This is a genomic window from Pseudomonas putida (genome assembly GCF_025905425.1).
Taxonomy (GTDB): domain Bacteria; phylum Pseudomonadota; class Gammaproteobacteria; order Pseudomonadales; family Pseudomonadaceae; genus Aquipseudomonas; species Aquipseudomonas putida_AF.
The window spans coordinates 1,781,742-1,801,373 of sequence record NZ_CP109603.1; the positions used below are offsets into that span (position 1 = coordinate 1,781,742).

Annotated in this window: 16 protein-coding genes; 11 read left to right on the forward strand and 5 right to left on the reverse strand. The window is 61.1% G+C overall.

What is annotated here, in order from left to right; translation table 11 throughout:
- Window positions 1-33 precede the first annotated feature (33 nt).
- The 11 genes from glyA to OGV19_RS08000 all read left to right on the forward strand — a co-directional run bounded on the left by glyA (window position 34) and on the right by OGV19_RS08000 (window position 13,818).
- A complete protein-coding gene (glyA, locus tag OGV19_RS07950; protein ID WP_264312880.1) occupies window positions 34-1,290 on the forward strand; it encodes a serine hydroxymethyltransferase in 1,257 nt (418 codons plus the stop codon).
- A 21-nt stretch (window positions 1,291-1,311) separates the two neighbouring features.
- Window positions 1,312-2,436 carry a glycine cleavage system aminomethyltransferase GcvT gene (gene gcvT / locus OGV19_RS07955; RefSeq protein ID WP_264312881.1) on the forward strand — a complete coding sequence of 375 codons (1,125 nt, stop codon included), beginning with the start codon at window positions 1,312-1,314 and terminating at the stop codon, window positions 2,434-2,436.
- A gap of 24 nt (window positions 2,437-2,460) precedes the next feature.
- A complete protein-coding gene (lipA, locus tag OGV19_RS07960; RefSeq protein WP_264312882.1) occupies window positions 2,461-3,435 on the forward strand; it encodes a lipoyl synthase in 975 nt (324 codons plus the stop codon).
- 148 nt (window positions 3,436-3,583) lie between these two features.
- Window positions 3,584-4,849: a cystathionine gamma-synthase family protein gene (locus OGV19_RS07965; RefSeq protein WP_264312883.1), complete on the forward strand. Its 1,266-nt coding sequence runs from the start codon at window positions 3,584-3,586 to the stop codon at window positions 4,847-4,849.
- Between the two features lie 123 nt (window positions 4,850-4,972).
- Window positions 4,973-6,409, forward strand: a complete 1,437-nt coding sequence (locus tag OGV19_RS07970) for an amino acid permease (RefSeq protein ID WP_264312884.1) — start codon at window positions 4,973-4,975, stop codon at window positions 6,407-6,409.
- A 49-nt stretch (window positions 6,410-6,458) separates the two neighbouring features.
- Entirely contained in the window at window positions 6,459-7,349 is an 891-nt protein-coding gene (locus OGV19_RS07975; protein ID WP_264312885.1) for a LysR substrate-binding domain-containing protein, read from the forward strand.
- Window positions 7,350-7,364: 15 nt separating this feature from the next.
- The gene (gene thrC / locus OGV19_RS07980) at window positions 7,365-8,753 is read left to right on the forward strand and encodes a threonine synthase (RefSeq protein WP_264312886.1); all 1,389 of its coding nucleotides are present in this window, start codon (window positions 7,365-7,367) and stop codon (window positions 8,751-8,753) included.
- Window positions 8,750-9,187 (forward strand): Lrp/AsnC family transcriptional regulator, encoded by a 438-nt coding sequence (locus OGV19_RS07985; RefSeq protein WP_264312887.1) that lies wholly within the window; start codon window positions 8,750-8,752, stop codon window positions 9,185-9,187. Before thrC ends, OGV19_RS07985 begins: the two co-directional genes overlap by 4 nt.
- A 143-nt stretch (window positions 9,188-9,330) precedes the next feature.
- Complete coding sequence (locus tag OGV19_RS07990; protein ID WP_264312888.1) at window positions 9,331-10,371, forward strand: homoserine dehydrogenase; 1,041 nt, start codon at window positions 9,331-9,333, stop codon at window positions 10,369-10,371.
- Between the two features lie 12 nt (window positions 10,372-10,383).
- Window positions 10,384-11,808 carry an aldehyde dehydrogenase family protein gene (locus tag OGV19_RS07995; protein ID WP_264312889.1) on the forward strand — a complete coding sequence of 475 codons (1,425 nt, stop codon included), beginning with the start codon at window positions 10,384-10,386 and terminating at the stop codon, window positions 11,806-11,808.
- A 480-nt stretch (window positions 11,809-12,288) separates the two neighbouring features.
- Window positions 12,289-13,818: a hypothetical protein gene (locus OGV19_RS08000; RefSeq protein WP_264312890.1), complete on the forward strand. Its 1,530-nt coding sequence runs from the start codon at window positions 12,289-12,291 to the stop codon at window positions 13,816-13,818.
- A gap of 268 nt (window positions 13,819-14,086) precedes the next feature.
- Here the strand turns inward: OGV19_RS08000 and OGV19_RS08005 are convergent, their stop codons facing one another.
- From OGV19_RS08005 to OGV19_RS08025, 5 genes are all read right to left on the reverse strand, one after another.
- Entirely contained in the window at window positions 14,087-14,446 is a 360-nt protein-coding gene (locus tag OGV19_RS08005; protein WP_019472176.1) for a cupin domain-containing protein, read from the reverse strand.
- Window positions 14,443-15,036, reverse strand: a complete 594-nt coding sequence (locus OGV19_RS08010; protein WP_264312891.1) for a GNAT family N-acetyltransferase — start codon at window positions 15,034-15,036, stop codon at window positions 14,443-14,445. The genes OGV19_RS08005 and OGV19_RS08010 overlap by 4 nt, the downstream gene beginning before the upstream one ends.
- A 501-nt stretch (window positions 15,037-15,537) precedes the next feature.
- Window positions 15,538-17,979: a TonB-dependent siderophore receptor gene (locus tag OGV19_RS08015; protein ID WP_264312892.1), complete on the reverse strand. Its 2,442-nt coding sequence runs from the start codon at window positions 17,977-17,979 to the stop codon at window positions 15,538-15,540.
- Window positions 17,980-18,073: 94 nt separating this feature from the next.
- Window positions 18,074-19,048, reverse strand: a complete 975-nt coding sequence (locus tag OGV19_RS08020) for a FecR domain-containing protein (protein WP_264312893.1) — start codon at window positions 19,046-19,048, stop codon at window positions 18,074-18,076.
- A 4-nt stretch (window positions 19,049-19,052) separates the two neighbouring features.
- Entirely contained in the window at window positions 19,053-19,571 is a 519-nt protein-coding gene (locus OGV19_RS08025; protein ID WP_264313910.1) for a sigma-70 family RNA polymerase sigma factor, read from the reverse strand.
- Window positions 19,572-19,632: the final 61 nt, after the last annotated feature.

Consider the following 19,632-nt stretch of genomic DNA (forward strand, 5'->3'; position numbering starts at 1 on the left):
CCTGCCCGCAAACAACAAGAAGGAAGCACCCACATGTTCCATAAAAGCCTGACCCTGTCCGATTTCGACCCTGCGCTGCATGAGGCCATCAGCCGCGAAGTGCAACGCCAGGAAGACCATATCGAGTTGATAGCCTCGGAAAACTACACCAGCCCGCAAGTGATGCAGGCCCAGGGCACCGAGCTGACCAACAAGTACGCCGAAGGCTACCCAGGCAAGCGCTACTACGGGGGTTGCGAACACGTCGATGTGGTCGAACAGCTGGCCATCGAGCGCGCCAAACAGCTGTTTGGTGCCGACTACGCCAACGTCCAGCCGCACTCGGGCTCCTCGGCCAACAGCGCGGTCTACCTGGCCCTGCTGCAGGCCGGTGACACCATTCTGGGCATGAGCCTGGCCCACGGCGGCCACCTGACCCACGGTGCCAAAGTGTCGTCCTCGGGCAAGCTGTACAACGCGGTTCAATACGGCATCGACACCAAAACCGGCCTGATCGACTACGACGAAGTCGAGCGCCTGGCGGTCGAGCACAAACCGAAAATGATCGTTGCCGGCTTCTCGGCCTACTCCAAGACCCTCGACTTTCCACGCTTCCGCGCCATCGCCGACAAGGTCGGTGCGCTGCTGTTCGTCGACATGGCCCACGTTGCCGGCCTGGTTGCCGCTGGCCTGTACCCGAACCCGATCCCGTTCGCCGATGTGGTCACCACCACCACCCACAAGACCCTGCGTGGTCCGCGTGGCGGCCTGATCCTGGCCAAGTCCAACCCAGAGATCGAGAAAAAGCTCAATGCTGCCGTATTCCCCGGCGCCCAGGGCGGCCCGCTGATGCACGTCATCGCCGCCAAGGCCGTGTGCTTCAAAGAAGCACTGCAACCTGAGTTCAGGACCTACCAGCAGCAAGTGATCGAAAACGCCCAGGCCATGGCCCAGGTGTTCATTGACCGTGGTTACGACGTGGTTTCCGGTGGCACCGACAACCACCTGTTCCTGGTCAGCCTGATTCGTCAGGGCCTCACCGGTAAAGACGCCGACGCCGCCCTGGGCCGTGCGCACATCACCGTCAACAAGAACGCCGTGCCCAACGACCCGCAGTCGCCATTTGTGACGTCGGGCCTGCGCATCGGCACCCCGGCCGTCACCACCCGTGGCTTCAAGGTGGCCGAATGCGTGGCCCTGGCGGGGTGGGTCTGCGACATCCTCGACCACCTTGGCGATGCCGATGTCGAGGCCCAGGTGGCCGCGTCGGTGGCCAGGCTGTGTGCGGAATATCCGGTCTATCGCGCCTGAATCGGCTACGGGGAATCGTTCATGTCTACAGAACAACTGAAACACACGCCTTTGCACGACCTGCACCTGAAGCTCGGCGCGCGGATGGTGCCCTTTGCCGGGTACGCCATGCCGGTTCAGTACCCGCTGGGGGTGCTCAAGGAACACCTGCACACCCGTGAGCAGGCCGGGCTGTTCGACGTTTCGCACATGGGGCAAATTCGCCTGCGCGGCGCTGGTGCTGCCAAGGCACTGGAAGCGCTGGTGCCGGTCGACATCCTCGACCTGCCGGTGGGCATGCAGCGTTATGCGCTGTTCACCGATGCCGACGGCGGCATCCTCGACGACCTGATGGTCGCCAACCTGGGCGATGACGAGCTGTTTCTGGTAGTCAACGCTGGCTGCAAGGACCAGGACCTGACGCACCTCAAGCAGCATCTGGAGGGGCAGTGTGAGGTCGAATCGCTGTTCGACAGCCGCGCCTTGCTGGCCCTGCAGGGGCCGGCGGCGGCCAAGGTGCTGGGGCGCCTGGCGTCGCAGGTCGGCGCCATGACCTTCATGCAGTTCGCCAGTGTGAAGCTGCTGGGCGTCGACTGTTACGTCAGCCGTTCGGGCTATACCGGCGAGGACGGTTTCGAGATCTCGGTACCGGCCGAGGCTGCGGCAATGCTCGCCCGTGTGCTGCTGGCCGAGCCCGAGGTCGAGGCCATCGGCCTGGGTGCCCGCGACTCACTGCGCCTGGAGGCCGGGTTGTGCCTGTACGGGCATGACATGGACGTGGGCAGCACGCCGATCGAGGCCAGCCTGACCTGGGCTATTTCCAAGGCCCGGCGTGCCGAAGGTGTACGTGCCGGCGCTTTCCCCGGTGCCGAGCGCATCTTTGCCCAGCTGCGCGAGGGCGCGGCCAGCAAGCGCGTGGGTTTGATGCCCAGCGAGCGTGTGCCGGTGCGTGAAGGGGCACTGATCGTCGATGCTGACGAACAGGAAATTGGCCGTGTCACCAGCGGCGGTTTCGGCCCCAGCCTGGGCGGGCCGTTGGCGATGGGGTACGTGCACAGCGCGCATGCGGCGCTGGACACCGAAGTCTTCGCCCTGGTGCGTGGCAAGCGGGTGCCGATGCGGGTGGTGCGCACACCGTTCGTGGCGCAACGTTACTACCGTGGCTGAAGCCCTGACTGCCGGAGCATGAACATGAACCAGACCCTGCCTGCCGCCACGCGCCCGCAGCCCCTGCAAGCCGGCGTGAAACTGCGCGGCGCCGACAAGGTGGCGCGCATCCCGGTGAAGATCCTGCCCACCGAGGAGGTGCCGCGCAAACCTGACTGGATCCGTGTGCAAATTGCCTCTTCACCCGAGGTCGCGCGGGTCAAGGCGCTACTGCGCAAACACAAGCTGCACAGCGTCTGCGAAGAGGCTTCGTGCCCGAACCTGGGCGAGTGCTTTTCTGGCGGCACGGCGACGTTCATGATCATGGGCGACATCTGCACTCGGCGTTGCCCGTTCTGCGACGTCGGCCATGGCCGGCCGAAACCGCTGGATGCCGATGAGCCGAAAAACCTGGCAATTGCCATCGCCGACCTGCGCCTTAAGTACGTGGTGATCACGTCAGTGGACCGTGACGACCTACGCGACGGGGGTGCCCAGCACTTCGTCGACTGCCTGCGCGAAATCCGCAAGCTGTCGCCGGGCGTGAAGCTGGAAACCCTGGTGCCGGATTACCGGGGGCGCATGGACGTGGCCCTGGCCATCACCGAGCAGGAACCGCCGGATGTGTTCAACCATAACCTTGAAACCGTGCCGCGCCTGTACAAGGCGGCACGGCCGGGTTCGGATTTTGAGTGGTCGCTGGACCTGCTGGAGCATTTCAAACGCCGCGTGCCCGGGGTGCCGACCAAGTCCGGGCTGATGCTGGGCCTGGGCGAGACCGACGAGGAAGTGATCGAGGTGATGCAGCGCATGCGCGAGCATCAGGTCGACATGCTGACCCTGGGGCAGTACCTGCAACCGTCGCGCAGCCACCTGCCGGTGCAGCGTTTCGTGCACCCGGACACCTTCGCCTGGTTTGCCGAACGGGCTTTGGCGATGGGCTTCAAGAACGTGGCGTCCGGGCCGCTGGTGCGCTCGTCCTACCATGCCGACCAGCAGGCACTGCAGGCGGCCCGTTAAGAGCAGGGGCCGCAGAGCGGCCCCACAGCCATTAAAATAAGCGCCCCTTAGGCCCCAATTGCATCGTTTTTCATGGGCGCATGCGCGCTCTATAGTCCTCGCAGACCAGTCGAAACACCGTCGTGTTTCATCGATGCGAGACCATTACATGAATAACCAAGCAAAGGTCGCTAACGGCGCGCAGCCGGGTATCGGAACGCGGGTGGTGTGGGAGGGGGAACAGGTCGAGCACCCCTTCAACGCCACCCAAACCCCGATCATCGCCAGTGCCGCCTATGGCTACCAGGATATCGACGCCTGGTACGACATTGCGCTGGGCAAGCAACCGGGCTTCATCTACAGCCGCATGAGCAACCCGACGGTTGCCGTGCTTGAGGACAAGCTCTGCGCACTTGAACACGCCGAATCGGCCGTGGCCTTCAGTACCGGAATGGCGGCCATTAGCGGTGTGTTGCATACCTTCTTGTGCAATGGCAAGCGCGTGGTCTCGACCCGCGACAGCTACGGCGGCACCAACAAGATATTCGAAGAGTTTTTGCCCCGTCAGGGCGTCGAGGTGACGCTGTGCGACACCCTCGATACCGAGGCCATCGAGCGTGAAATCGCTCGGGGTTGCGATGTGGTCTACCTGGAGACGCCGAGCAACCCGACACTGAAAATTCTCGACATCCGCCGCCTGGTGGCCGCGGCCAAGCGCGTGGGGGCATTGGTCGTTGCCGATAATACGTTTGCCACACCCCTCAACCAGAACCCGCTGCTGCTCGGTGTCGATGTGGTGGTGCACAGTGCGACCAAGTTCCTTTCTGGCCATGGAGATGTGCTCGGCGGGGTTGTCTGCGGTAGCGAAACCTTGATGGCGCAGGTGCGTCATTACCGTGAAATCAACGGTGCCTCGCTGGACCCGTTTTCCGCGTACCTGATCATTCGCGGCATCAAGACCCTGGCGCTGCGCCTGCGCCAGCAGCAGGCCAGCGCCCAGGCCCTGGCTGAATACCTGTGCAGCGAGCCGCTGGTCGAGTCGGTCAACTACCCCGGTTTGCCGCAACACCCCGGCCACGCGATTGCCAGTGCACAGATGCGCGGCTTTGGCGCGATCGTCAGCTTCGTGCTGGTGGGCGGCATGGACACTGTCGTCAAACTGCTGCCCAAGCTGCGCTATGCCCACCGCGCCGGCAACCTCGGTGCGGTGGAAACCATCTACGGGCCGGCACGGACAACCAGCCACGTGGAAAACACCCTGGAAGAACGCCAGGCACTGGGCATTTCCGAAGGCCTGGTGCGGGTTTCGGTCGGCATCGAAGATACCGCCGACCTGCTGGCAGACCTGCGCCAGGCGTTCGCCACAGTGCACGCCCAACGGGTGCAGGGGCAGGCCAGCGGTACCTGTGGCCGGCACGTCGAAGTGTCCACCTGAGGCACTGCGCACGCCCTTCAAGATTCATGAAAGCCATAACAATAACAGCCGCTGGCACATCGACGGGGCAGGCCTCAGGGCCTGTTGCCGGTTGATTGCCAGACACTTCATGAGAACCCAATTATGTCCACCGAACACTCAAACGCGGCGTCGGGCCAACCGGCCGGTTACAAGAAAGAGATGCACACGCGCCATATCGTCATGCTGGCGCTGGGCGGTGTGATCGGCACTGGCCTGTTTCTCACCTCGGGTTACACGGTCAACCAGGCCGGGCCCCTGGGCGCGGTGATCGCCTATATCGTCGGCGCGGTCATGGTCTACCTGGTAATGGTCTGCCTGGGCGAGCTGGCGGTGCAGATGCCCGAAACCGGCTCGTTCAGCAGCTACGCAACCCGCTATCTGGGGCCGGGCACCGGGTACACGGTGGCCTGGTTGTACTGGCTGACCTGGACGGTGGCCATCGGCTCGGAGTTCACCGCCGCGGGTATCCTGATGGTGCGTTGGTTCCCCGACACGCCGGTGTGGATCTGGAGCGCGCTGTTCGCCATCACGGTACTGGTCAGCAATGTGGTGTCGGTGCGCCTGTTCGCAGAGACCGAGTTCTGGCTGTCGCTGGTCAAGGTGCTGACGGTGATCACCTTCATCGCCATCGGTGGGGCCGCGATCTTCGGGCTGTTCGAGGTGCAGCATGTGCAGGGCATCGGGTTGTCCAACTTCACCCGTGAAGGTTTGTTCCCAACCGGCTTGCTGCCGATTGCAATGACGTTGCTAGCGGTGTCCTTCGCCTTCTCCGGCACCGAGCTTATCGGCATTGCCGCCGGTGAGGCGAAAGACCCACAGGTCAGCGTGCCCAAAGCGATACGTACCACTGTAGTACGCTTGGCGCTGTTCTTCGTTGGCACCATCATCGTCCTGGCCACCTTGTTACCGCGTGAACAGGCAGGCTTGGTCGAAAGCCCCTTCGTTATGGTCTTTGACCTGATCGGCATCCCGTACTCGGCCGACATCATGAACTTCGTGATCCTCACCGCGCTGTTGTCTGCCGCCAACTCCGGGCTTTACGCGGCCTCGCGGATGCTGTGGACGCTCAGTGACCAAGGCCATATGCCCAAGTGCTTCGCCCGCCTGTCGCCACGCGGCACGCCGGTCAACGCCATCATGCTGAGCATGGCCGGGGCCTTGGCATCGCTGCTCAGCAGCGTGCTGGCGCCGGACACGGTGTACCTGGCGCTGGTGTCGATTTCCGGCCTGGCGGTGGTGGTGGTGTGGATGAGCATCGCCGCCAGCCAGATGGCCTTCCGTCGGCACTATGTGGCCAATGGCGGTCGGGTCGAGGACCTGCACTTCAGGGTGCGCGGCTACCCGTGGGTGCCGCTGGGCGCGATTGCCTGTTGCGTGCTGGCGTGCGTCGGCATCGCCTTCGACCCCGAACAGCGTGTTGCCCTGTATTTCGGCATACCGTTCATTGCCTGGTGCTACTTCGTCTACTGGGTGACCCGCAACAAACGTGCCCAACGGTTGGCCGCAGCGCCGGCAGGATCAGGTGTTGGCGCGACCTGAACGACTCGGTTCATGATGCACGGATCCAACGGTGAACGAGGTCGTGTCGATGAAGCAAAAATCCCTGCCGCCGCTCAACTGGCTGCGGTCTTTCGAAGTGTCGGCACGCGCCTTGAACTTTACCCACGCGGCAGAGGAACTGCACCTTACCCAGGGCGCGGTGAGCCAACAGATCCGGCAACTGGAGAGCCACCTGGGCGTGGCTTTGTTCAAACGCTTGCCCAGGGGCCTGGGCCTGACCGAAGAAGGGCAGTCCTACCTGCCGGTGGTGCAGGATGCGATCAGCCGCCTGGCGGTGGGCACCAACGAGATTTTTGGCCAGCACAAACGCGGGCCGGTGAAGGTGCGTGGCAGCTTGTCGTTCCTGCAGTACTGGCTTGCCCCACGGCTGCCGGACTTCAGCCGCCAGCACCCGCACATCGATATCCGCTACATCAGCAACCTGTGGGTCAAGGCGCCGGATGGCGAGGACGACCTGGAGGTGCGCTGGGGCAATGGCGAATGGCCCGGCCTGCATGCCCAACGGTTGACCTGGGACGTGCTGGTGCCGGTGTGTTCACCGGCACTGATGGCGCGCTCGGCCATTCGCGAGCCACGCGACCTGAGGCACCACCCGCTGCTGCATGTGCTGGGCTATGAGGAGGGCTGGGGGTATTGGCTCAAGCGGGTTGGCGCGGACGATGTCGATTACTCGCGAGGGCTGCAGTTCGACACGTTGGTGTCCACCATCCGCATGGCCGAACTGGGCCAGGGGGTGGCGCTGGCGCGGTCTTCCGTGGTCGAGGACCAGCTCAGGGAAGGCCAGTTGGTCGCGCCGTTCAGCCAGCGCATCGAAGCAAGTGAGTCGTTTTACCTGGTACGCGAGCAGGGCCGTGCATTGCCGCCCGATGCTGCGCTGTTTTCTTCCTGGCTGGTGGCACACGCGCACCGGCCTTCGTAACCCTGTGGAGTTTTCATGCACTACGTCAGTACCCGCAACGGTGATGTACGGGCGGACTTCCGTGAGGTCGTGCTGTCAGGGCCTGCCGCCGATGGCGGGCTGTATGTGCCGGCACACTTGCCGGTGATCAGCCCGGAGGCGATCGCCAGCTGGTCTTGGCTGCCATTCGATGAGCTGGTCTGGCGGGTGATCGCGCCCTTCGTCGGCGATGCCATCGATGATCAGTGCTTGCGCGCGCTGCTCAGCGACAGCTTCAAGGTCTTCAGCCATCGCGCCATCACGCCGTTGCAGCAAATTGGCCATAACGAATGGATTCTGCAGCTGTTTCATGGCCCCACACGTACCTCCAAGGACTTCGCCGCGCAGCTTCAGGCGCGGCTGGTCGGCCACTTTCTCGACCAGTCGGGCGATGAGGCACTGGTGGTGGGCGCCACCAACGGGGATACCGGCATTGCAGCCATCGAGGCCTTCGCGACCAGGGCGAATGTGCGCCTGGCAATCCTCTACCCCCGCAACGAGATCCCTGCAGACCGCCTGGCCGCCTTGCTGGCGGCAGACCCCGCCAGTGTTCAGCTGATCCCCGTCGATGGCAGTTTCGATGATTGCCAGACGCTGGTGGCGCGGCTGTTTCGTGCCTGGCCACTGGAGGGGTTGATACCGGTGTGTTTCAACTCGACCAACTGGGTAGGGGTGCTTGCGCAGATCGTGTTCTACTTTCACGCGGCCTTGCAGCTGGGGGGCGGCACCCGCCCGGTCGGGTTCAGCGTACCAGCGGCGAGCTTCGCTGAAATCTACGCCGGCTTCATTGCGCAGAAAATGGGGTTGCCGATCAATCAGGTGATCGTTTCGACCAACAGCAACGATGCCCTTCACCGTTTTCTGCACCGCAATCGCTACGCCCCGCACGCCAGCCAGCGCACGTTGTCACCGGCCATGGACTTCTCACTCTATTCAAACCTCGAACGCTTCATCTGGGAGCTGTACGGGCGCAGTGGCAGCAGCGTCGCGGCGCTGATGGCGCAGTTCGAGGCGTGCGGTGAACTGAGTATCGGCAATACGCAATGGCTTCAGGCGCGGGTGTTGTTTGATTCCTATGCGGTGGATGAGGGGGAGGTGCGTGGCGAAGTCATCAAGCTGCACGCGCAAGCCGCAGCGCTGGTTGACCCGCACACGGCAGTCGGCGCGTTGGCCGGCCGGATGCATCGGCGCAGCCTGGGTGCGCCGATGGTGACCCTGGGCCAGATCGCGCCGGTCAAGTCTGCCGCGCTGCTGGCGCAGTTGGGCGTCTGGGACGGTGAGCTTGCGCCTCAGCCAGCGCTGCAAGACGGGCCGCCAGCCCTAGGCCAGGGGGATCTGGAGGGCTTGTGCAAGGCCTTGCTGGCGGCGCAGTCGAGGCCCGCATGAAACGCATCCTCGATCCGCTGGACGAGCGCATACTCGCCGAGCTGAGTGCCAACGCGCGGATCGCCCATGCCGAGCTCGGGGCCAAGGTAAACCTGTCGCGCAATGCGGTGCGCCAGCGCATCGAACGGCTTGAGCGCGATGGCGCGATACAGGGTTACACCGTTCGGCTGGGCGACTCGCGTCGGCCGTCTTCGTTAATCAGCGCGGCGATTTTCGTCTATCGCTACGATCGCATGCGCGGCGACGACGTGCTGGCCAGACTGCGCACCATTCCCGAGGTGATCCAGTGCGAAGTGCTCAGTGGCGAGTTTGACCTGATGTTGAGGGTTGAAGCGGCCACCCCAGAACGGGTCCACGCGGTCTGGAAGGAAATCGCCGGCATGCCGGGTGTTGAAAACACCGTTACCTCGTTCGTCCTCTCCGCTGTCTTTTAACCCCCTCTCTGTAGGAGCTGCCTGTGGCGGCCATTTCGCACGTGGGCAGAACGCCCAATAAATACGGCGCTTTGGCCTATTCAACTGCCCGTAGCCGGCTCGTACGCTGGGCCCATCAAACAACAGCAAAGAGGAATGCCTTCGTGACTGAATACAAAATTGCCCTGGTCGGTTTTGGTGGTGTGAACAGGGGCCTGGCCCAGTTGATCGCAACGAACAACGACAACTGGCAGGCAACCCTCGGTTTCAGCCTGAAGATCGTCGGCGTCACCGACTTGTTCCTCGGTTCGGTGGTTGACCGCAATGGCCTGGACGCCGCCGCGCTGGCTGCCTTGCCAAGCGAGAAGGGCGCGCTTGCACAGATTGCAGGGGGCACTGCCGAGGCGTTCAACGAAACCGTGATCAAGCAGTCCGGCGCTGACATCATCGCCGAGGCCACCTTCACCAACCCCGTCGATGGTGAGCCGGCCGCCACCTTCTGCCGCTGGGCACTGGAGAGCGGCATCCATGTGGTGACCACCAACAAGGGGCCGATTGCATTGCACGGTGCCGAGCTCAAGGCGCTGGCCCGCCGCCACAACGTCGCGTTCGAATACGAGGGCTCGGTGATGAGCGGCACACCGGTGATCCGCCTGGCCAAGCAGGCCCTGGCGGGGTCGCAGATTCAAGGCTTCGAGGGCATCCTGAACGGCACCTCCAACTATGTGCTGACCCGGATGAAAGACGGCATGTCGTTCGCTGATGCCGTGGCCCAGGCGCAGCAGCTGGGGTATGCCGAAGCCGACCCGACGGCGGACGTCGAGGGCTATGACGTGCGCCTGAAAGTGGTGATCCTGGCCAACGAGTTGCTGGATGCGCGGTTGAGCGTCAGCGATGTGACGTGCTCGGGCATCAGCGGCATCACCGCGTCGGACATCGTCAAAGCTCAGGCCACGGGCCAATGCTGGAAACTGATCGGCGCTGCCAGCAAGGGCGCTGACGGCGCGGTGTCGGCGAGTGTCGAAGCCCGTTTGTTGCCGCTCGACCATCCGCTTGCAGGCATCAGCGGCGCCATCAATGCGGTGTCGTTCAACACCGGGCTGCTGGGGGCTGTCACGGTGTCCGGGCCGGGTGCGGGGCGCATCGAAACCGCCTATGCCTTGCTCTCCGACATCATCGCCCTGCACACCACCCCCCGCCAGTAAAACGGAGCCTTTATGAGCGTATCTCGCATGGCCAGTGTTCACGCTGTAGCGCCGAGCCACATCGACGTGTTCAGCCCGTTTGACGGCCGCCTGGTGGGGCGCGTGCCCTGTCTGGACGCCACCGCTGTGCCCGCCTTGCTGGCGCGGGCACGGGCGGGGTGCGTTGAAAGTGCAGCGATGCCCCGGCACCGTCGCGCGCGCATTCTGGAAGAGGCCGCGCGGTTGGTCGAGGCCGATGCCGCCGCGTTCGCCAACTTGATTGTGGCCGAAGCCGGTAAAACCCTGCGTCAGGCCCAGAAAGAAGTGAAGCGCTGTGTGAACACGCTGAAGCTGTCCGCCGAGGAAGCGCGGCGCAATGCCGGCGAAGTGGTGCCCTTCGAAGCGTATGAGGGCTCCGAGGCCCGCCAAGGCTGGTTCAGCCGTGAACCGCTGGGCCTGATTGTCGCGATCACGCCCTACAACGACCCGCTGAACCTGGTGGCGCACAAGTTAGGCCCGGCGATTGCCGGTGGTAATGCCGTGATCCTCAAACCGTCCGAACTGGCGCCGCTGTCGGCGTTGAAACTGGTCGATTGCTTGGTGCAGGCCGGGCTTGGCGAAAACGTGGTGACCACGGCAACCGGGGGTGTCGAGCTGGGCAAGGCATTGGTCGAGCTGCGCGAGGTGCGGATGATTTCGTTCACCGGCGGCTTTGCCACCGGTGAAGCGATCGCCCGCAGCGCTGGGTTGAAAAAGCTCGCCATGGACCTGGGCGGCAATGCGCCTGTGCTGGTGCTGGAGGACTGCGAGCTGGGGCCGACGGTGGAGTCTTGTGTGTCGGGTGCCTTCTGGGCAGCGGGGCAGAACTGCATCGGCACGCAACGGATCCTCGTGCAACGTAGCCTCTACGCGGCATTTCGCGAGCAGTTCGTGGCGCAATCCAAGGCATTGTCCGTGGGGGACCCGGCGAGCACGGACACGGATGTCGGCCCGATGGTCACCGAACAGGCGGCCCGGCGCACCGAGCAACTGGTGGACGAGGCGCTGGGGGAGGGCGCGACACTGCTCTGCGGCCATCGTCGGCAAGGCGCGCTGTATGCCCCCACCGTACTGGAAGCGGTCAGCCACAACAGCCGAATCTGGCTGCAGGAAGTGTTCGCCCCGGTGGTGATTCTGGAGCCGTTCGACACCCTGGACGAGGCCGTTGCCCTGGCCAATGCCCCGGAATACAGCCTGCATGCGGGGGTATTCACCCGCGACCTGTCGACGGCGCTGAAGCTGGCCCGGCGGATCGAGGCCGGGGGCGTGATGATTAACGACTCGTCCGATTACCGCTTCGACGCCATGCCGTTTGGCGGCTTCAAGTACGGCAGCCTGGGCCGCGAAGGGGTGCGGTTTGCCTATGAAGACATGACCCAGCCCAAGGTGGTGTGCATCAACGACCTGGACCCGCAGTAACGGCCTGACCTGCCTTGACTCTCCCGTTACAGGCAGGCTTTACCCAGAGGTCGCCAACAAGAAACCCACTGCGCTGTCGCGCAAGCGCAAAGGCTGTCAGCCAGTCACGGACCCTGTGGGAGCGGATTTACCCGCGAACACCGGCAAAGCCGGTGCCATACCTGCGGCGTCTGCTTGGCAGAACCCGTTCCCACAGGGGCAGCCATTCGCTTATGACCTTTGCTGTCTGCGTGACCGTGCAACCTCGAATTCAAACAATTCGAAGGAAAAACCTCGTGAAGCGCATAGCCATTTTCTGGCCCTGAGTTGAGAGGGATCGCCGTCGCGTCTTTCAGCCACCTTGGTTGCTGTCGAAAACGGAAAGTAATGTGGGTATGATGTGATGGCCTTGAGCCACCTTTGTCGAGGGCCGCGCCTCACCTTTGATAAAACTGACTTACTCCCCTACTTTTACCCGCGACCTTGGAACGGTGACACGCAATGGATGCCAGCATTCAGAAGATTGAACTCTACGGCCACACCCTCGAAACACCGCAGAGCAAGCTTGATACCAACCAGGTCAGGCGAGCGTTCTCGACGATCGCCTCGACGTGGTCGCGGAAAATCAACGCCAGCTTTTATGATCTGTTTTCCAATCTGGATAGCCTCTATGACGGTGGCGACGATCTAGCAGACAAGATTCGCGCCGAGGCAATAGGCCAAGCTATCAAACTCACCGTGGCCCACGGGATTTACGATATCGACGAGGAACGCTTCTACGACGCGTTCATGCAGCGCTACGACTCATGGGATGAAGACTTCGGCGTATTGGCCGAGCAATATGAAGCCATTGCCGAGCGCTCAGCCGAACTGGATGCGCATCGCACCAATCGCCGACGTGGCCGACGCCAATGGGTAGGCTACTCAGAGAAGGCGGTACACGATGCCGACGCGAAGAACCTGATGTCCAATATTGGCCATGGTGTATTCAACCTGATGGCCAAAGGGATCAGCGCACTCGGCGACTCGTTCAAGAAAGAAGAGATTTTCAAGAACCCGGCAACGGTCAAGGCTTTCGCAGACGGTGCCAGCAGTATCGTCAATGCGGCCTACCAGGCGACGCTCGACGCCATCAATGCCGATTCACCTGGGAAGTTACATGGCTACTCGAAAGACGAGATCAGAAAATCCCAAGCGATTACCGAAAATATCGAAAAAGGCCTGATCCCGGAAGAGGCCGTTCTGCCATCAGCGATCAAGGCGATCAGTGCTTATCCTTACAACGAGCGGATCTACCCAATCCTGCTGCGCAAGTTCGGCGGTGATCAAGGGCGACTCGATGGCGTTGTGGAGTACTTCGGTGCGGGCGACTTGCTCAAGGAAAAGCAAACGCTGATCCAGGAGCAATTGCGCCAGTGCGACCTGAGCACGGTGGATACTTTCAACGCCAGTCGGCCGGACATCAAGCGCTACGCGCAATTCATCTGTTATGACGGTTTCGAGGAACACTGTGAGCGAGTGATCGCGAAAATTGTGGCGCGCGAAACTCAAGCAAGCGCGCAGTCTGCCGTCGCACCTGAATTACCGGGCGCACCAAAACACGGTGGCAGCGGGTTGACCGTGGCGACTGCCGCCCGAGGCTTCAGATCCAATGCCGACCATAAGTTTTACGTGGCGCCAGACTTGCCGGTGAAGAAAATCCTGGCCTTCGAATCCAAAAACGCGCTGAACATTGCCAAGGACGAGGTGGTGTTCTTCTTCGACGAAACGCTGTTCGGTTCGGGCGACAAAGGCGTATTGGTTGATCTTGAGTACGTGTATGTGCACTTGCAATTCAAGGAGTCGCACCGCGTGGCGCTTGCCGATATCGCCGACGTTATCATCAGCGGTCTGATGAATAAAAAGCTGACGATCGCCAAACGTGACGGAACTCGGGTGGATGTGGTGCTGACGCAAAGCAACAAAGGCGCGACCAGCCTCAGCGAGGCTATTGTTGGCCTTGTGCGATTGAGAGGGGAAGCGGGGAACTGAATAAAAGCGGCTAGACAGTGTGGGCGAGTCCATACATAGGAGCGGGCTTGCCCAGCGTACACGGGCGTAGCTCGTGCCAGGCGGGTTCATTTTCAGGGCTGTTCTCTTCGCGGGACAAGCCCGCTCCCACAAAGGCTCAGTTCTATGCTCGACCGCGCAGCCATGAGGTAGAGGGCTGTTGTGGCCTGCCGAAGAGCAGTCGAGCGCCGCCAGCAGACAAGCATGCAAACTGTCCTTGCGCTGCGCTCGATGAAACGCGACCCCGTGCCTAGTTCGCGGGCAAGAGGATCACGAAGTTCTTTTTCATGTCTTCCAGCACCGTCCATTTGCCCTTGGCGCCCGGTTCGATAATGAACGTGTCGCCAGCGGCCAGTGTGATGGGGGCGCAACCCTCAAGCTCGATGACGCAGCATCCACTCAGGACATGGCAGAACTCCCAAACTTTGTAGTCGATGCGCCACGCTCCGGTGCTGGCTTCCCATTCTCCGGAAATGCGACCTTGCTGTTCATCGTGATAGTACTTGGACGTCAGCGTATGAGGGGTGCCTTCCACGACCTCTTCAAAAAAGGGAAGGTCGCGCACCGGTTGGATATCCAGTTCGCGGAACACGGTCAGTTTCTTGTTCATGGTTTTTTCTCGAGCACGTTGTGGATAGGGCGATACATCAAATAGGCTTCACCGGTTACGCCCAGCATCGGGTGCGGAACGATCTGGCAAGTTTTAACAATTTGAAAACCGTGACGTTCGTAGAAGCGGCGTGCACCGTGGTTCTCTGCATAATCGATCAGGCATAGCCCATTCAGGCCAGCGTCCTCCGCGCGCTGCTGGGCGTGGCGAAGAAACTGCACGCCCAGCCCCTGGCTGCGCCAGGCCTCATCCAGGGCCAGGCTGGATATGTACAAGGTGTCGGGTATTTCCATATCGGAATAAGGTGCGAGGACCGGGTCTGTCTCGACAGGACTGTCAGGGGTCTCGCGCAAGGCATAGCTATGCATCATGCCGATAACGCGCCCTTCGAAAGTGGCCATCAGGCAGTTCTTGTAGGAAAAGTCGCCCTGTTCCCTGGCATAGCGAGACGCACCGACACTCAGCAATGCTTCTCCAGGTGCGGCAAGCTTGCTCCATATGTAATCGGCCATGCCCTCCGATGTCAGTTGAAAGAAGCGCGCAATATCGTGCGCGTCCGAGGCTTGAGCGGGCCTGAAGTCGATAGGCATGTACAGTGCTCCCATGGGATCGGGGGGTTAGTTTTTCAAGGATTTCGCCTTTGACAGGGAGGCAGGGTAGGCGGGTTGAACGGTTCCCATCATGCTCTGGGCGAACACTGTCAGCACGGCGTGCGACGCTGCCCCATGCTCAAAGGCACGTGGCCGTCTAATGGCTCAGGCCTGGGGAATCGATCGTGCAGTTGCCGGAGGTGGTGAGGCGAGAAGCGGGGCGACGTGTACTTTCATGGCGGGATGGCCGGAGTCAGAGCAGGGGGGCCTCCGATATGGGGTCGTATGTCACGAAAGGCAGCTACCGACCCATAGCGGCCCCTCGTGGAGGGCAGCTCATGGCCGATTGCTCCCCTCCGCGAGAGGCAGCTGTGGGCCAGCCCCTGGCGAGCGGCCACTCTGGGTCGACAGCGGCTACCCGCACCCTCGGTGAAGCTGGGGCCGCGTTGCAGCCCCTCAAGGGAATGCATCACAAAAGCCCCAGAAAACAACTCCGTGGTTTCAGAAGCTATATTTCACGGTGGCTAGCAAGTTGCGTGGTTCGCCATAGAAGGTAGAGGTATAGCTGCCCATGCCGCTGAAGTATTTCCGATCCGTAACGTTGTTGAGGTTCAACGTACCGCGCAAGTTGTCAGTGAAATCGTACGCAGCCATCAGTCCTGCGAGTGTGTAGCCCTTTTGCTCGAAATGGGCACTGACGGCGCTGGCGCCGAAGCCTAGAGTAGTGTCGTAGTAAGTCCTGCTCTGCCAGGAGACATTGCCACCGACAGTCAGGCGGTTGAGCAGGCCAGGCAACCGATATGTGGTAACCATACGGGCAATTTGTTCGGGCTGAGTGGTGCTGACTTTATTGTCGTCTTTGTCTTCCGAATGCCGGTAGGTATAGCCACCATGGACATTCCAGTCAGGCATCAGCTCACCGGAGATTTCGACCTCAAAACCCCGAGTATAGACCCCAGACGCGGCGCGGTAGGCGGTGGAATTGGGCACATCAACGCGCAGGCCATCAGCCTCGGCTACGTTGTCTTGCTCAGAGGTGAACACAGCCAGGCTGGCATTGAGGCGACCGTCGAAGTACTCGCCTTTAACTCCCAGTTCGTAGCTAGCACCGGTCAGTGGGTCGATCGGTGTGCCGTTGCGATCCGGGTTGAAAGGTTGCGGCTTGAAGATATCGGCGTAGCTGGCATAGACCGTGTGGTGTTCGTCCAGGTCGTATGTAATGCCGGCATACGGCGTCACTACTCCGCTGTCGCGAGTATTGTAATGAACATTCGGGTTAGCCAATGGTGGGATTACCCCCCCCTGATCCCAGTAGTAGTCAGTTACTCGCGTACCTAGAATTACGTTCAGCTCATCGGTGGGTTTGAAAATCGCAGCGACATACGCCGCGCGCTCCCTGGCCACGGTATCGTACGGCACGGCATACAGTGCATTGGTAGGCTTGGCTGGATCATTGTCCCAATTGAAGAAATCGTTAATTCGATAGCTACCGAACGAAATGGTTGCCGATTCATTCTCGTTGCGTGCCCAGTTGACGCCCATGACCATCTCATGCGTACGGCCGAACAGTTCGAACGGTCCGTTGGCGTAAGCTGCAAAATCTAGCTCTTTGGAAGTGGAATAGTACTTGCTGGTGTACGCAGTGGCCGAATGATCTAGCGCGTTGATCTGGCCATTGGCAGTGGAGGTCAGGTTATCAACGTCGTAACGCCGGAAGTTGGCCTCCATCTTAATTAGCCAGTCGTTTGCCAGGCGGTGCTCAACGCTTGTGAAGAAACGCTGGGTTTCTGTGTCGCTGTAGGACCACTTGGCACCGGAGTTGGTCGAACGCGAAGGTTTGACAGTAGCGCCGTTGGTAAAGAATGCTGGCAGGTTTGAGTTGGTTGAACCGTTGGCATGACCTTTCTGGTAGTCCAAGCCGATAGCGATGGTAGTGCTGTCGCTGAGGTCTGCTTCAAGGATGCCATAAAAAACGTGATCCTCACGCTTGAGATAGTCAATATAGCTGCCTTCTTCCTGGGTGGCAGCCACCATGCGGCCCCGTAGGTGGTTGCTGTCGCTGAGTGAGCCAGAAAGATCTACTTCGGTTCGATACTGGTCCCAGGTCCCGGCACCTGCGCTGACATGCCCCTGGAACTCAGCCGTGGGCCGCTTGCGCACGAAGTTGACAACGCCAGAGGGGAAACCGGTGCCATTGAGTAGACCGGCCGAGCCACGCAGTACCTCGATCCGATCGTAGATGGCAGTACCGATCAGGCCATAGTTGTCACGCAATGGCGCGTTGGTGCTCAGGCTTGGCAGGCCATCGAACTGAAAATTGCTAATCTCGAAGCCGCGGGCATAGAAGGCGTTCACCTCGGTATTGCTTTGGCTGACCGTCACCCCCGGCGTCTGGTTGAGCACGTCGGCAACACTCAGTAGGCCTTGGTCCTCTATCTGCTGACGGGTGATAACACTGACTGACTGCGGCGTGTGTCGCAGTGACAGCTTCATCTTGGTTGCAGTGCTGGTGCTGCCAGTGGTGTAGGAACCTGTATTCTCGGTGGTTTCGCCCAAACCGTTGGCCTGGATACTGGTAGCGCCCAATTGCACGGTGCCGGCTTGCACCTCGGCTTTTTCGAGGGTCAGTGTGCCGTTATCTGTGGTGCGCAGTTGTAGGCCACTGCCGATGAGCGCTTGTTCAACGGCAGCATGGGGGCTAAACAAGCCATTGACAGGATGGCTTTGCAGGCCGCGTAGAAGGTCCGGGTCAGCGATGATCACTTGGCCACTTTGCCGGGCGATTTGGCTTAGCGTCTGGTCTAGCGGTTGGGCGGATAGCTCATACCGCATCTCATTCTGCGCAGCTGAAGCCGATGCGCTGGATAAGGCCGTGATACTGCCGGTGATGGCCAGGGAGACGGCTAGAGCCAGGTTCGCGGTGGGCGATCTAAGGGCGCGCATGGGAGAATTTTCCTCGCTATGTGAGTGGTGTCAGCTGCTCTGTCGCACGAGCAGGCGAAACCCCTCACGACGGCGAAAAATTTTTTGGCTGGACCTACACGATGTCAATCAAGGTAATCGGGCCATAGCGGCTGAGCGTGATTGGCAGAACCTGAGCGAGCGATTGCAGGCTGCGTTCGCTGTCGTCCAATGGGAACACGCCGAACACCCGTAGCTTGGCTGCTGCCTCACTGATGCGCAGTACCCCGTCGCGGTATGGCCGCAGCGCATCGATGACCTCGCCCAGAGCCACATTGTTTACGTCCAGCAATCCTTCCAGCCACGCATTCAGCCTCCGATGCTGGCCGTCGAGCGGGTAAAGCGTCTCGCTGTCAAAGCGCAGTGCGTGGCCTGAGTCGAGCCTTACGCTGGCGCCATGCAGGGTGAGTACCTGTACGCTCTGTTGTTCAACGCTGACCAGTGTACGATGTGCCTGCTGGGCCACGATAAAGCGGCCGCCCAAGCAACTGATAAGGCCTTGAGCGGTACGCACCTCGAATGGGCGCTGGGCATCGTATTTCACCTCGATGCACAGCTCACCTTGGTGCAAGTGGACCCGACGCAGGTCTACGCTGTATTCAACATCCACTGTGGTGCGTGCATTGAGTGTGAGTACACTGCCATCAGCGAGCGCCATGCGTTTGCGTTCGCCAGTGCCGCTGAATGAATCGGTGAACAAGCCTTCGAGCGGCATACGTCGCTGCAAAGTGAGTAACCCGCTGAGTCCGGCCAGGAGCAACAGCGCACTACCTCCGCGTAAAAGCCGACGACGTTCGGGCGATATCGCGCCAGTGCGTAGTACCTGGGTTGCCGCACGCGCCGTGCTGGGTGACTGAACGGCGCTCAGTAACGGTTCGAAGGCAGGTGACATTGCACGGTTGAGACTTTCCCAGGCCTGCCGATGTTCTGTATTGCTGGCCAGCCAGCGGTCAAACGCTTGCCGCTCAGTGGCCCCGGCCTCCCCGGAATCGAGCCGCACTAGCCAATCAATGGCCTCCTGCACGGCTGGTGATAGAGCAGAGTGGCGCACGGCCTTAGCTCCCTATGCCTAGACTGGCCAAGTAACACTGGGTGACCGCACGCTTGATCCATCGCTCGATGGTGGCAAGGGATACGCCCAATTGCTCGGCAATCTGCTGGTGGGTGAGCCCTTCGAGGCGATTGAGCAAAAACGCGTGGCGCACTTTCTCGGGAAGCCCGTCCAATAAGGCATCTACCGCTTCGAGTGCTTCGCGCAGTAGAGCAAGGTCTTCTTCGCTCGGCACTACCGCTTTGGGCAAGTTGGCCAAGGCGTCGAGGTAGGCACGGTGAAGTTCGGTACGGCGCCAGAACGAACACAATACTCGCTTGGCGATCAGGCACAGAAATGCCCGAGGTTCTTCAACACTCGTCAGCTGAGGGGACTTTAGCGTACGAACGAAAGTATCTTGCGCCAAGTCTGCTGCATTGGCATGGCATCCCAATCGGCGCCACAGCCAGCCTTGCAGCCAGCGATGGTTTTCACTGTAAAGGCGATGGAAATGTTGGCTGTGGTGTAGGCTTGAATCGGTCATCAACATGGAGGACTAAGAGGTTAATGCTCTTGATTCTCATTCATTGCTTAGTAAAGAGCAA